Consider the following 13,322-nt stretch of genomic DNA (forward strand, 5'->3'; position numbering starts at 1 on the left):
CGGCAGATGCGCATATTACGCCCCTTTACAGAGCGGCCTTGGCCTTTTCGCACAGGGCGGTGAAGGCGGCGGCGTCATGGATGGCGATCTCCGACAGCATTTTGCGGTTGAGGGAGATGTCGGCCTTTTTCAGGCCATTGATAAAGGTGGAGTAGTTCATGCCGTTCGCCTTGCAGCCGGCGGAGATGCGGGTGATCCACAGTCTGCGGAAGTCGCGCTTTTTCTGCTTGCGGCCGATGTAGGCGTACTGGCCGGACTTCATCACGGCCTGTTTGGCGGTTTTAAACAGCTTGCTCTTGGCGCCGTAGTAGCCCTTGGCCAGCTTCAGAACCTTTTTTCTTCTCTTGTGCGTCATGGTCGCTCTCTTAATACGAGCCATATCCTTATACCTCCTAGGTTTCCTTCAAAAATTCCGGCCTCTATTTAGGCGTAGGGCAGCAGTTTCTTGATGGCCTCTACGTTGGTCTTGTCGGCGTAAGCCGCTTTGCGCAGGCCGCGTTTTCTCTTGGTGTCCTTCTTGGTCAGGATGTGGGACTTGTAGGCGTGACCCCGCTTCACCTTTCCGTTTTTGGTCAGCTTAAAGCGTTTTTTGGCACCGGTGTGCGTCTTCAGCTTCGGCATCTTATATGCTCCTCCTTAAAATGTTACTTCACGGGCTTGGGGGACAGAAAGGCGACCATGCTGCGCCCTTCCATCTTGGACGGTTTGTCGACCACGGCCTCGTCGCCGATGAGCTCAATAAAGCGGTTCATCAGTTCGACGCCCAGGCTTTTGTGGGCCATCTCGCGCCCCCGGAAACGGATGGACACCTTGACCTTGTTGCCCTGGCCCAAAAACTTGTTCGCCTGGCCGATCTTGGTCTCCAGATCGTGGGTATCGATGTTCAAAGACATGCGAACTTCTTTGATTTCGACGATTTTCTGCTTCTTTTTGGCCTCTTTGTCCCGCTTGGACTGTTCAAAGCGGTACTTGCCGTAGTCCATGATCTTGCAGACCGGCGGCTGTGCCGTCGGGGAGATCATGACCAAGTCCAGATCGCGGCTGTACGCCATCTCCAACACCTGACGGGTGGGGAGAACGCCCAGCTGGCTGCCGTCGGAATCGATCGCCCGAACCTCTTTTTCTCGAATACTCTCATTGATGAGCATGTCTTTCTTAATTGCCCATACACCTCCATAAGCCCTGAAATTACAAAAGTGCGACAACACCGTTGCCGCACTTGACCAATCGCCCAAACGCGCGCCGCCCCTGTGGGGAGACGCCCCTTTTCTGATTGACCGCACCGCCACAGAAGGCCGGTGGGTGAGAACGGCAGATGTTGTTCTACTTTGTTGTCTCAACTAGTATAGCAGCCCCACCCCGCCCTGTCAACTGTTTTTTTTGCGGCGGGCGGCGGCCTTTTCCTCCTCCAGCTCCAGCGCCTTTTGCAGGTAGAAGGAGTAGAGGATCTTGTGGCGCACCGGCTTTTCCAGCAGGTCGCCGATGCCCTTGGTGTAGACTTGCAGCTGCACGGCGTAGCGCTCGCCCAGGGCCGCCAGGTCCTTCACCCGGTCGGTCTTGTAGTCGATGATGGTCAGCTCGCCCCCCTCTTCGAGGACGCAGTCGGCCACCCCCTGCACCAGCACCGTCTCCCCAAAGCCGGCGGCCTCGCCGTCCAGCTCCCCCGCGTCCATCCGGGTGAAAAACCGCAGCTCCCGGTAGAGGCGGTCGGCCCGGGCGATGCGCCGGCCCACCGGCCCTGCAAAAAAGCTGCGCAGGACGGCGGGGTCGATGCAGTCGGCCTCGGGACCGGTGAGGTACTGCTCCCCCCTCAGGCGGGCGATCTCCCCCTCGGGGTCGGCCGCGGCGGCCCGGTAGTCGCAGTACTGCATGAACTTGTGGTGGGCGTTGCCCCGCTCGGTGGGGGTGAGCCCCCCCTGGTAGGTAAAGACCGGGCGGGTGTTGAGCCAGCTCTTGCGCCCCTTGGCCAGCTGGGAGACCGAGGCCTTGGCCGGCAGGGCGGTCAGGGCCCGGTAGGGGTACTGGTAGGCGAGCTTCTCCCGCAGCCGGGCCACCTGGGCGGGGTCGGCCGGCACCTCTTCCCGCGCGGTCTCCCGCGGGGCGGGCAGGGCGGGGCGGACCACCGCCGCCACCATGGGGAAGGGCGCTTCCCCCGCCGGGAGGAGGACCCCCGCCCCCCGAAAGAGGCCGTCGGCCCCCGGGTGCTGGGCCAGGGCCGCCAGCACAAAGTCGGCAAAGCAGCCGCTGCGGCGGACGGCGTAGGGGCTGGTGCCCCGGGCCCAGCAGGCGCGGGCATAGCCCTGGGGGTCCTTCTGGGCGGCGGTGAGGATCAGCTTCTGCTTGGCCCTCGTCAGGGCCACGTAGAGCACCCGCATCTCCTCGCTCAACGACTGCTGCACCGCCTCCCACTTGGCCGCCTCGTGCATCAGGGTGGAGTGCTGCAAAAAGTGCTCCCGCCGCCGGTAGCAGGTAAAGCCCATGGCCGGGGAGACCTGGGCCCGGGCCCGGGCGTCTTTCAGGTTGTAGCCGCCCCCCAGCCGGGAGACAAAGCAGACGGGGAACTCCAGCCCCTTGGAGCGGTGGATGCTCATCACCTGCACCCCGTTGCCCCCGCCGCCGGACTGGGCGCCGGGCAGGTCGTCCCCCCCCTCGGCCACCCGCTCCAGATAGCGCAGGAACTCCCGCGCCGAGCCGGACTGGGAAAACTCCTGGGCGTAGGTGAGAAAGAGGCGGAGGTTTTCCCGCCGGGGGGCGGGGTTTGCCAGCCCGCTGACCAGGTTCTCCACGTCGGTGGCCAGGTAGATGCGCCCCAGCAGCTCCCGCGCGGGGAGGACGGCCGCCAGCTCGCGGAAGTAGCGCAGGTCCTTTAAAAACCCGTCCAGCTTGGGGGTGCGCGCCGCCCCCAGCAGCCGGGCGTAGAGACTCTTCCCCGCCCCCTTGGGCGCGCCGGCGCGGATTTCGGCCAGCTCGTCGGGGGTGAAGCCGTAGAGGGGGGAGAGCATGGCCCCGGCCAGGGCCACGTCGTCTTTGGGGTTGTCGATGCACTTGAGCAAGTCGGTGAGCATCCCGATCTCCTTGCGGCCGAGAAAGCCCTGGCTGCCGCTGCCGCCTGCCGGGACCCCCGCCAGCTCCAACCGCTCGAGATAGAGGGGGGCCAGGGTGTTGGCCGAGCGCAGCAGCACGGCAAAGTCGCCGTAGCGGGCGGGGCGGGTGACCGGGCCGTCCTTGACCAGGAACCCGCCCTCCACCATGGAGCGGATCTTCTGGGCGACAAAGTCGGCCTCCCGCTCGTCCAGGGTGCGGCGGTCGGGCGGGGGCGGCTCCTCCCCCTCCCCCGGCTGTTCGGGGCTGCCGTCCACCAGGTAGATTTCGGGCGCGTCGTCCACCGCCGCGCCGTCGTACCCGCCGGAGTAGACCAGCTCCTCCCCCTCGCCGTAGGGGATCTCCCCCACCTCCCGGCTCATGACCCGGGAGAAGAGGAAGTTGACAAAGTCGGTGACCCCCTTGGCGCTGCGGAAGTTTTGGTCCAGGGTGATGAGGGCCGGGTAGGCGCTGCCGTCGTAGGGGTGAAACTGCTCCTTCTTGGCGATGAAGATCTCCGGTTTTGCCTGGCGGAAGCGGTAGATGCTCTGCTTGACGTCCCCCACCAAAAAGAGGTTCTCCCCATTTTTGGACAGGGACTGAAAGAGGGCGTCCTGCACCCCGTTGGTGTCCTGGTACTCGTCCACCATGATAAAGGAGATGGTGCTCGACAGTTCCCCCGCCAGCTCGCTGGGGAGGATCTGCACCCCGTCGGTGGTGGTGCACAGCCGCAGGGCATACTGCTCCAAGTCGGAGAACTCAAACTGGTTTTCGGCCCGCTTGCGCTCCTCCAACTTGCGGCCAAAGCGGCTCACCGCCCCGTAGAGGGCGGCCACCAGGGGGCGCAGGGCGGCCACGTCCTCCCGGTGCTGGGCGGGGGTGCGGCAGAGGCGCTTGTCCCGCCACTCGGCCCAGTCGGCCCGCACCTCGTCGCGCAGCTCTTTGACGCGCACCTTGAGCGGGTCGTCGGCATAGCCCCGCACCGTGGGGAAACGGGCAAAGCCGCCCGCTCGCAGCCGCTCCTCCAGGCCGCCCAGGTCCCCGGTCAGGGCCGCGTCCAGGGCGCCTTGCACCAGGGCCCGATCGCTCTCGAGCACCGGGGCCAGGGCCGCGGACAGCTTTCCGTCCCCGGCGGCGAGGTCGCCCATCTTCTCCAGTTGGGCGAGGGAGAAGGAGAGCATCTCCGCCGCGCCCGCGAGGAGGGCCCTGCCCCAGACGCTCTCCCCCGCCGGCTGGTCCCCGTCGTAGAGGGCCAGGGCGCTGTCGAGCCAGTTTTGGGGGTAGGGCAGGGACTGGAGAAAGTCGTGCAGCTTTAAGAGGATGTCCTCCAGCCGCCGGTCGCTGCGCTCGGCGTTGACCAGTTCGGCCATCTGCAAAAAGGCGGGCTCCGCCTCCTCGTAGAGCTCCTGCAGGGTCTCGCCCAGGGCCCGCTGCTTGAGCAGCCCCGCCTGGGCCCCCTCCACGATGGAGAAGTCCCGGCGGATGCCCAGGGCCGAGAAGTGCTCCCGCACCAACTTGATGCAAAAGGAGTCGATGGTGCAGATGTCGGCGCGGGAGACCAGGGCCTGCTGGCGGCGCAGAAAGGCGCTGCCCGGCCGGGCGGCGATCTCGGCGGCCAGGCCGGTGTAGATGCGCTGCTTCATCTCGGCGGCGGCGGCGTTGGTGAAGGTGACGATGAGCAGCTCCTCCGGGCTGACGGGGGTCGTCTCGTCGGCCAGGAGGGAGACCACCCGGCTGGTGAGGACCGAGGTCTTGCCCGAGCCGGCGGCGGCGCTGACGAGCAGGGTGCCGCCCCGGTCGTCCACCGCGGCCTGCTGCCACCTGGTAAAGCGGGGCTTTTCAGCCATCACTCACTCCCCCTTTGTCCTCTGGTAAAATTCGGCGTCCCCCTTCAGTTTGGGGCACTCCCGCCGCTCGTCCTTCTCCTCGATGAGACAGACCCGGCGGTAGTCGCAGTAGGTGCAGGGGAGGAACTGGTCCTTTTGCAGGGGCACGGCGCCGATCTCCCCCTGGCGCAGCGCGTCCACCAGCCCGGCCATGGTGCGGCGGATGTGCCCCTCGATCTGGCCCATCTGCTCCAGCGTCGCCAGGCGGCTGTATTTGCTGAAGGTGCCGTCCTTGTTCTGCTTGACGGGGATGAAGTCCCCCGCCACCCCCGACTCCATGGCGCGGACGACCTCCAGGTCCCGCAGCACCAGTCCGCTCTGGGTCAGCCCCTTTGAAAAGAGGGCGGCGGAGCCCTCGTCCGGCTCCCCCTCCACGTCGGAATAGGTGACAGCGGCGGGCATGTAGAGGACCCCGGCGGGCAGGCTGCCGGCAAAGGGCCCCTCCCCCTGGCAGAGGGAGAAGAGGTAGATGAGCATCTGCATGTTCAGCCCGCTGTACACATCGCTCAGGGAGAAGGCCTTCCCCCCCGACTTGTAGTCCACCACCCGCAGATAGGGCTGGCCGTCGATCTCGCAGGTGTCCACCCGGTCCACATACCCCTGCACCGCCACCTCGGTGCCGTCGGCGGCCTGCACCCGCAGGGGCGGGGCGTCCTTCCCCTCCCCCACCGGCAGCTCGAAGGCAGCGGGGAAAAAACGGCTCTGGGCCAGCTCCCTCTGCAGGTGGGTCAGCAGCAGCTTGGTGTTTTCCCGCACCTTTTGCAGCAGGTACTGCTGGCGCTTGGTGAGGTTTTCCTCCCCCAACTGCTCCTTCCCGTAGCGGGCGGCGGCGGTGTCCACAAAGCCGTCCAGCTCCTCTCTGGGGACGGCGGGGAACGCCCGCCCGTAGGTCTTGAGGGCCTGTTCCAGCAGGTAGTGGATAAAGCTGCCCGTCTCCAGGGGGGAGACCTCCCCCTTGGGGGGCGGGGCAAGCCCCAGCCCCCGCTTGAGGTAGAAGGAGAAGGGGCAGTTTTCAAACTGCTCCAGCCCGGTGGGGGAGAGGTTCAGCTTGGACCCGAAGAGGAGGTAGCTGGCCTCCCTCCCGAGGGTGAAGCGGTACCCCTCGCCGCTGCGGTGCACCCGCTCCAACCGGCGGCGCTCCGGCTCGCCCAGGGCCTGGGCCAGGGCGGCCGCCAGGGCCGGGTCCTCCCCGGCGCAGAGGGCGGCAAAGGCGGTCTCCCGGTTGGAGACGGCCTCCTCTCCCGGAAGCTCTCCGGCCTCCACCTTGAGGCCGGGGATCTTCAGGGCGGTCTCCACCAGCTCGCTGGGCTCAAACTGCTCCCCCTTCAGCGAGGCGGTGTGGTAGCCGATGTAGAGCCGCTCGCTGGGGGCGCAGACCGCATTGTAGCAGTAGCCCAGCTCCCGGCTCACCGCCTCGCCGGTGTCTACGGCGTAGGCGAGGCCCCACTCGGCCAGGGCGTTTTTCTCCTTTTGGGTCAGCAGCCCCGGCAGGTCCTCCTGCAGGGGGAAGGCCCCAAAGGTCGCCCCCAGCACAAAGCAGACCCGACAGCCCTCCAGCCGGGTCTTGTCCGCCGAGCCCACGATGACCTGGTCGAGGCTGCGGGGGATGGCGCCGAAATCCCCCGCCTTGAGGGAGAGGCGAAAGATCTCGGCAAACCGGTCGATGTCCAGCGGCTGGTCCCCCAGGGTGAGGTAGAGCTCGTCCAGCACCGCCACCAGGGCGTCCCACTGGGCCACAAAGTCGTCGGCCAAAGCGCTCTCCCCCAGCTCGTCCAGCCGGGCCACCTGCCGCTCCCCCAGCCGGGCCGCGCCGTATCGCTCCAACAGCGAAAAGAGGCCCTTGACGATTTTCCCGCCGGTGCTGCGGCGGCAGCTCTTTTCAAAGGCAAACAGGGGGTCGCAGACGGCCTGGCGCAGCGCCTCGACCCGGCGCAGGGTCTCGGCCCCTTCGGGGGTGAGGGGGCCGCCGAATCCGTCGGGATTTTTTTCAAAGGGCCGCTTGAGGGCCGCCCCCGAGAGGTTCCAGGTGTAGAGGTAGTTCTCCAGGTCGCAGAGGGTCTCCTCGTCGGCGGCGGCCAGCCCCTGCCGGGCGATGAGGAGGAGGCCGTCTGCGTCCAGCCCCCGGGTGAGGGCCCGCAAAATGGCCAGCACCAGGCTGACGGTGGGCTTGGCGTAGACCGGCTGGTTCTCGTCGATAAAATAGGGGATCTCCCGCCGGTCGAACGCCTGGCGGATGGCCACGGCGCAGTCGTCGGCCCGGCGGCAGAGGACGGCGATCTCCCGGTAGCGGTAGCCCTGGCGGCAGAGCCGGTCGATCTCGGCCGCGGCCCAGTCGCACTCGGCAAACCGGTCGGGGGCGGCAAAGACCCGCACCTTCCCCTCTTCCAGCGGCGCGGGGCGGCGCCCGGCAAAGGCCGCCTCTATCTGGCAGAGGTCGGCGGAGACAAAGCGGGGGGTGTCCAGCCGCTCGGGCTCGGCCACCGCCACCCCCATCTCCCGGCAGTTGCGGGCCAGGCGGCGGGCGGTCTTGCGGGCCTCGTAAAAGGGGGAGAGCTCCCGCCCGTCCCCCTGCCAGGGGTCGTCGCAGCAGAGGGCCACCGTCACCTCCTCCGCCTCCCGCAGGATGCAGTCGAGCAGGTCGTGCTGGGGCTTGGTGAAGCCGGTGAAGGCGTCGACAAAGACCGACTTGCCCAAAAAGAAATCCCCCCGCCGGTCGATGGCGCGGTAGATCTTCCCCGGCTCGTCGGTGAAGCTGCGGTCCAAAAGGGCGTCAAAGGCGGCGAAGACGGCGGAGAAATCGCCCAGCTTGTCCTGCAGGGCGGGGCTCCCCAGGGCCTGGGCGGCCTCGTCGATGGCCTGGGGCGAGAGGCCCATGTTCTGAAACTCCTCCCGGGCGGCGATAAGGGCCGAGAGAAAGCCCTCGGTCACCGGCTGGCCGCCGTAGAGGCGCAGCTGGTCTTTGGTCTCGTAAAAGGCCGAGGCCATGAGGGAGGCCGCCCCCACCCCGGTCAAGTCGGGGACGGAGAGGCCGCCGTTTTGGGCGAAGATGGTCTCACACAGCCGGGTGATGGAGAGGACCTGCACCCGGCTGAAATCGCCGTGGGGCAGGGCGGAAAAGAGGCGGCTCTCGGTCTGGTAGGAGGCCTGTTCCGGCACCAGGAACAACACCTCCCGCCCCTGGGCGGCCCGCTGGGCGACCCGGCTCTCCAGCAGGGTGCTCTTGCCGGTCTTGGCCCGGCCCAGCACCAGTTGCAGCATCTCTCTTCCCCCCTTTCGGTCCGGCCCTCCCGCCGCCCAAAAGGGGCGGTGGGAGGGGGTATCGTTTGCCTTTCAGAATAACACGTTTTGGCCCGCCGGGCAACCCGCGCGGGGCGCAAAAAGGCGGGCGGCCGCGGCGGAAGATCTTTCCGCTTTGGCCGCCCGCCCGGGACCCGCTCTAGTGGGTGTAGTGCTCGGCGCTCTTCTCGCCGGAGAAAAAGCGCTGCACCCCCTCAAACCACTCCACCACCTTGAACTTGACCTCCACCCCCTGGGCGGGGTCGATCTCCCCCGCCGCCTCGCCGTAGACCGAATCGGGGGTCTGCTCGCTGGCGGTGGGGACGCAGAGGGGCGGGAACATGACGCACCACCAGTTGTGGCCCTGCCCCTCGCCGATGACCAGTTGCAGCGCGTCGTACTCCCCTGCGGGGAGGATCGCCCGGTCGCCGTAGCGCTTGATGTCAAAGTAGAGGTTTGTCACCCCGGCGCGCACCGGCTCCTGGCAGCCGTTTTCCCGCAGGGCCGCCTCGGCGGCCTCCTCGATGGCGGGCAGCTTCTCCCGGATGGTGTCCAGGGCCTCTTCCTTCCCCTCGAGATCGCCGAAGAGCTCGTCGGAGCGGGCCAGCACCGCATCGCGCACCTGCAGCTTGAGGGCCTGGTCCTCCGGCGAGTCGGAGTTCGCCACGATGTGCAGCCGCACGGTGTTCTCGCGGATGGCCTCCACCGACTCCCCCTCTGCGGACACCGCCGCGTAGAAGATGCAGAGGACCGAGGCCAGAGCCAGGGCCCACTCCCACTTGTGGACTTTTGCAAAACGCTTCACTGAAAACGCCCCTTCCGATTTGTCTGGGGAGAGTATGGAGCGCTCTTTTTCAAATTATACCTGGAAAATCAAATTTATTTTGCCGCCGGCAGAGCAGGGGATAGAGATGGAGAAGGGGCCGGGGGCCTTCCCCCGCCCCATCGGCAGCCATTGCCCCTTTCCGGTGCGGAGGGGCCCTTCTGCCAGCGCACTGTTAAAGGCGCGCGGCCCCAACGGAGCCCTAGACCGGCTGTCGGTCCCTAGATCGGCTGTCCCCGGCGGTCGGTCACCCCAAAGGGGGTGGGGCGGCAGAGGACGGTCTGGGGGTAGACTTCCCGCAGCGCCGCCTCGGCCCGGCGGGCGGGCCCCTCCCGGTCAAAGAGGCCGAAGACCGCCGAGCCGCTGCCGCTCATGCAGGCCCCCAGCGCCCCCCCTTCCTCCATCCGACGGGCGATTTCCCAGACCGCCGGCGGCACCACCCCCGGCAGCTGCATGGCGTTTTTCAGGGCCTGTCCCAGGGCGGGCAGGTCCCCCGCCGCCAGGGCGGCCAACAGCCGCTGGGTGTCGGGGCGGGGGGGATCTTCCGCTCCGTCAAAGGCGGCAAAGGCCGCCCCAGTGGAGACCCCCTCCTCCGGCTTGGAGAGGAGGAGAAAGCAGTCCCCCAGCGGGGGAAGGGGGGTCAGCTTTTCGCCAAATCCCCCCCCCCGGGCGGGGCCCCCCAGCACCAGAAAGGGGATGTCGGCCCCCACCTCGGCCCCCACCTCGCAGAGCTGGGGGGTGGTGAGCCCCGCGCTGTAGAGGGCATTCAGCCCCCGCAGCACCGCCGCGCCGTCGCTGCTGCCGCCCCCCAGCCCTGCCTGGGCAGGGAGCCGCTTTTGGATGTGGATGGCGCAGCCGCCCGGCCGTCCGGTCCGCTCAAAAAAGGCGCGGGCGGCCCGGTGGGCGATGTTTCGCTCGTCGCAGGGCAGGGTCGGGTCGTCCCCGGTGAGGGAGATGCCCGACGGCGTCCGGCACAGGGTGATCTCGTCGCAGAGGGTGATCGTCTGCATCACCATGTCCATCTCGTGGTAGCCGTCCGGCCGCCGGCCGAGGATGTCCAGAGACAGGTTGATTTTGGCGTTGGCCCGCAGGTGCAAACCGTCCATGGGCGCGCCCTCCTCTCGCTTTTAGTGTTTGGTGAGGATGTTTTTGGAGACGCGGATGGCCCCCACCGGGCACATCTCGTGACAGCAGTAGCAGCGGATGCAGCGCTCTCTCCGGATGCGGGCCTTCCCCCCCTCCAGGACAATGGTCTGGGGCGGGCAGCTCTCGGCACACTTCCCACAGCCCACGCAGGCGGCGGTATCGATGAGCGGCCGGGGGGTGAAGAGGGTGCGCATCACCCACCTGGCCGGGCGGCGCAGGGGGGCAGGCACCCCGGCCATAAAGTCCACGGTGGAGGAGCGGGGCCGCTGAAAATGGCGGTTTTGCAAGGCGTCCTCGTCCCCCGTCAGCGCCACCTCCCCGCCAAAGAGCCCCCGAGCCCGGGCCAGCCGCACCGTGGCCACCTGTTCGGGGGAAAAGCCCATCAGCCGGCAGAGGCACTCGTCCACGGCGTAGGGGCTGCGGCCGCAGAGGGTCAGCCCCACCTGCTTTTTCACCCCGCTGGAGGGGCCGTCCCCCTCCATGCACTCCACCGCGTCCACCAGCACCAGATCGGGCCGCACCGCGCCGCAGAGGTCCAGGAGCATTTGAGAGAAGTCCTCGGTCTCGGGGAAGCGGTAGTGCATCCGCGGCTTTTGCAGGCCGGGGATGCTGCCGAAGAGGTTTTTCACCCCGCCGGAGAGGGTGGTCATGCAGTGGGTCTTGCACTTGGCGACATCCACGATAAAGTCGGCCCGGCAGATGGGGGCGATGACGGCGAACTTCTTGGCCTTCACCCCGGCAGGGTTCTCCCGCTCCCCCTCCCCCAAATCGAAGTTGAGGCGGGCGCCGGTGTCCCGAGCCACCTCCTCCATCCCGCAGGCGCGGTAGATGCCCCGCAGGGCGCTCTCGGTGTAGGGGCCGCCGGGGCTGTCGGCAATGACGATCTCCCGCACCCCCAGCTCCTGCAGGCAGACCACCGCCGCGTAGACCAAGTCGGGGTGGGTGGTGGTGGCCCCCTCGGGGGCCCGCTTCATCAGCAAATTGGGCTTGATGAGGGCGCGGGTGGCCGGGCCCACCTGTTCCTTCACCCCCAGGGCCGCAAAGTGGCGGCGGACGGCGGCCACCGCCTCCTCCCGCCCGTAGCGCGGGGTCTTTATCACCGAAACCAGTTCAGCGGACATCTTCCGATCCCCCATTTCTCAAAACGGGCCGCGGCCCCTTCGGTCGCGGCCCGTGCCGTTTGGTTTTTTGGCGGGGCGTCCTCACCCCTGCCGCTCTTCCAGAAATTCGCCGATGCGCTTGATCGCCTTTTTCAGGTGGGAGAGGGAGTAGGAGTAGCTCACCCGGATAAAGCCCTCCCCGCTCTCGCCGAAAGCGTCCCCCGGCACCACCGCGATTTTCTTGGAGTAGAGCAGCTCCTCGCAGAACTGGGCGGAAGACATCTCGGTGGAGCGGATGCAGGGGAAGACGTAGAAGGCCCCCTTGGGGGTGAAGCAGGGCAGCCCCAGCTTGTTGAAGGCGTCGACGATGTAGCGCCGGCGGCTGTCGTACTCCTCTTTCATCTCCTCGATGCTGTCGTCGCAGTTGTTGATGGCCTCCAGCGCGGCGTACTGGCTGACGGTGGGGGCGCACATGATGGCGAACTGGTGGGCCTTTTTCATCTGGGCGAGGATGGGGGCCGGGCAGCAGGCGTAGCCCAGCCGCCAGCCGGTCATGGCAAAGGCCTTGGAAAAGCCGTTGACGGTGATGGTGCGCTCCCACATCCCCTCGATGGCGGCAAAGGGGGTGTGTTTCAGCCCGCCATAGGTCAGCTCGGCGTAGATCTCGTCGGAGAGGACCATCACGTCGGTCCCCCGCAGCACCTGGGCGATCTCCTCCAGGTGGCGCCGCTCCATCACCGCGCCGGTGGGGTTGTTGGGGAAGGGCAGCACCAGCAGCTTGGTGCGCTCGGTGAGGGCGTCCTTCAGCTCCTGGGCGGTGAGGCGAAACTCGTTTTCCTCCCTGGTGGGGATGGGCACCGGCACCCCGCCGGCCAGCTGGACGATGGGGGTGTAGCAGACAAAGCTGGGCTCGGGGATGATCACCTCGTCCCCCGGATCCACCAGGGTGCGAATGGCGATGTCGATGGCTTCGCTGCCGCCCACCGTGACCAGGATCTCGTCGCTGGGGTCGTAGGTGAGGCCGTCGAACCGGCGCTGCAGGTAGCGGGCGATCCCCTCCCGCAGGGGGGCCAGGCCGGCGTTGGCGGTGTACCAGGTCTTGCCCTCTTCCAGGCTCTTGATGCCGGCCTGGCGCACCGAGTAGGGGGTGTCGAAGTCGGGCTCCCCCACCCCGAGGGAGATGACCCCCTCCATCTCGGCGGCGATGTCAAAGAACTTGCGGATGCCGGAGGGCTTCACCTGCAAAATTTTGTTGGAGAGGATTTTGTTGTAGTCGATCACAGGTTGGTGAGTCCCCTTTCATCGCGTTTTTCACCGCAGAAGAGGATGTCGTCCTCCTTGTATTTCTTGAGGACAAAGTGGGTGGCGGTGCCGGTCACCCCGTCGATGGTGGAGAGTTTTTTGGCCACCATCATGGCGATGTCCTGAAAGGTCTTGCCGGAAATGTGGACCGACAGGTCATAGCCGCCGCTCATCAGGTAGAGGGAATCCACTTCCTTCATCTGGGCGATCTTGTCGGCCACGTAGTCAAAGCCGCAGTCCTTGCGGGGGGTCACCTTCAGGTCCACCAGGGCCTCCACATGGTTCTCCTCGGTCTCCTCAAAATCGATGACCGCCCGGTAGCCCTTGATGACCCCGTCCTCTTCCAGCTGGCGAAGCCGCTCTTCCACCTCCGCCTCGCTCTGGTCCAAAAGCAGCGCCAGCTGCGCCACCTCCATCATGCCGTTGCGCCGTAAGATCTTCAGTAATTTGTCCATCCGTCACTCACTCCTTCACGTCTTTTTTTCCGCCCCCCGGTAAAAGGGGCCGATTGAGTAAACAGTATACTCCCTTTTGCCCCTGCGCACAAGGGGGGCGCGCCGGGCAAAAACCCGTTACCGGGCGCATTTTTCTGCCCCTGCACGGTGTTTTTGGGCGGAGAAATATGCTATAATGACCGCATGGCGATATTCGCCAGGGCGGGCCCGGCAGCCGGCGGCCCCTCCCCCCTGTTTGGGCGGGGCGGCGCGC

At 66.8% G+C, this 13,322-nt stretch carries 10 protein-coding genes; all 10 read right to left on the bottom strand.

The window, feature by feature from the left end:
- Positions 1–25: 25 nt before the first annotated feature.
- The 10 genes from rplT to GT748_RS02415 all read right to left on the bottom strand — a co-directional run bounded on the left by rplT (position 26) and on the right by GT748_RS02415 (position 13,069).
- Positions 26–379 carry a 50S ribosomal protein L20 gene (rplT, locus tag GT748_RS02370; RefSeq protein WP_021661505.1) on the bottom strand — a complete coding sequence of 118 codons (354 nt, stop codon included), beginning with the start codon at positions 377–379 and terminating at the stop codon, positions 26–28.
- A gap of 44 nt (positions 380–423) precedes the next feature.
- The gene (gene rpmI, locus GT748_RS02375) at positions 424–621 is read right to left on the bottom strand and encodes a 50S ribosomal protein L35 (RefSeq protein WP_021661506.1); all 198 of its coding nucleotides are present in this window, start codon (positions 619–621) and stop codon (positions 424–426) included.
- Positions 622–644: 23 nt separating this feature from the next.
- The gene (gene infC, locus GT748_RS02380) at positions 645–1,148 is read right to left on the bottom strand and encodes a translation initiation factor IF-3 (protein ID WP_021661507.1); all 504 of its coding nucleotides are present in this window, start codon (positions 1,146–1,148) and stop codon (positions 645–647) included.
- Between the two features lie 219 nt (positions 1,149–1,367).
- Positions 1,368–4,928 carry a UvrD-helicase domain-containing protein gene (locus tag GT748_RS02385; protein WP_021661508.1) on the bottom strand — a complete coding sequence of 1,187 codons (3,561 nt, stop codon included), beginning with the start codon at positions 4,926–4,928 and terminating at the stop codon, positions 1,368–1,370.
- 3 nt (positions 4,929–4,931) lie between these two features.
- A complete protein-coding gene (locus GT748_RS02390) occupies positions 4,932–8,225 on the bottom strand; it encodes a PD-(D/E)XK nuclease family protein (protein WP_021661509.1) in 3,294 nt (1,097 codons plus the stop codon).
- Positions 8,226–8,403: 178 nt separating this feature from the next.
- Positions 8,404–9,048, bottom strand: a complete 645-nt coding sequence (gene spoIIR / locus GT748_RS02395; protein WP_021661510.1) for a stage II sporulation protein R — start codon at positions 9,046–9,048, stop codon at positions 8,404–8,406.
- Between the two features lie 239 nt (positions 9,049–9,287).
- Positions 9,288–10,172 (bottom strand): 4-(cytidine 5'-diphospho)-2-C-methyl-D-erythritol kinase, encoded by an 885-nt coding sequence (ispE, locus tag GT748_RS02400; RefSeq protein ID WP_161222305.1) that lies wholly within the window; start codon positions 10,170–10,172, stop codon positions 9,288–9,290.
- 21 nt (positions 10,173–10,193) lie between these two features.
- On the bottom strand, positions 10,194–11,333 hold the full coding sequence (locus tag GT748_RS02405) for a DUF362 domain-containing protein (protein WP_161213274.1): 1,140 nt from the start codon (positions 11,331–11,333) through the stop codon (positions 10,194–10,196).
- An 81-nt stretch (positions 11,334–11,414) separates the two neighbouring features.
- Positions 11,415–12,593: an aminotransferase class I/II-fold pyridoxal phosphate-dependent enzyme gene (locus tag GT748_RS02410; protein WP_021661513.1), complete on the bottom strand. Its 1,179-nt coding sequence runs from the start codon at positions 12,591–12,593 to the stop codon at positions 11,415–11,417.
- Complete coding sequence (locus GT748_RS02415; protein ID WP_021661514.1) at positions 12,590–13,069, bottom strand: Lrp/AsnC family transcriptional regulator; 480 nt, start codon at positions 13,067–13,069, stop codon at positions 12,590–12,592. Before GT748_RS02415 ends, GT748_RS02410 begins: the two co-directional genes overlap by 4 nt.
- Positions 13,070–13,322 lie beyond the last annotated feature (253 nt).

The organism is Bittarella massiliensis (ex Durand et al. 2017), from assembly GCF_009876955.1.
Taxonomy (GTDB): Bacteria; Bacillota; Clostridia; order Oscillospirales; family Ruminococcaceae; genus Bittarella; species Bittarella massiliensis.

Coding starts and splice junctions, on each gene's coding strand:
- GT748_RS02405 (WP_161213274.1), bottom strand. CDS start 11,333: ATGTCCGCTGAACTGGTTTCGGTGATAAAGACCCCGCGCTACGGGCGG.
- rplT (WP_021661505.1), bottom strand. CDS start 379: ATGGCTCGTATTAAGAGAGCGACCATGACGCACAAGAGAAGAAAAAAG.
- GT748_RS02415 (WP_021661514.1), bottom strand. CDS start 13,069: ATGGACAAATTACTGAAGATCTTACGGCGCAACGGCATGATGGAGGTG.
- ispE (WP_161222305.1), bottom strand. CDS start 10,172: ATGGACGGTTTGCACCTGCGGGCCAACGCCAAAATCAACCTGTCTCTG.
- GT748_RS02385 (WP_021661508.1), bottom strand. CDS start 4,928: ATGGCTGAAAAGCCCCGCTTTACCAGGTGGCAGCAGGCCGCGGTGGAC.
- rpmI (WP_021661506.1), bottom strand. CDS start 621: ATGCCGAAGCTGAAGACGCACACCGGTGCCAAAAAACGCTTTAAGCTG.
- GT748_RS02390 (WP_021661509.1), bottom strand. CDS start 8,225: ATGCTGCAACTGGTGCTGGGCCGGGCCAAGACCGGCAAGAGCACCCTG.
- infC (WP_021661507.1), bottom strand. CDS start 1,148: ATGCTCATCAATGAGAGTATTCGAGAAAAAGAGGTTCGGGCGATCGAT.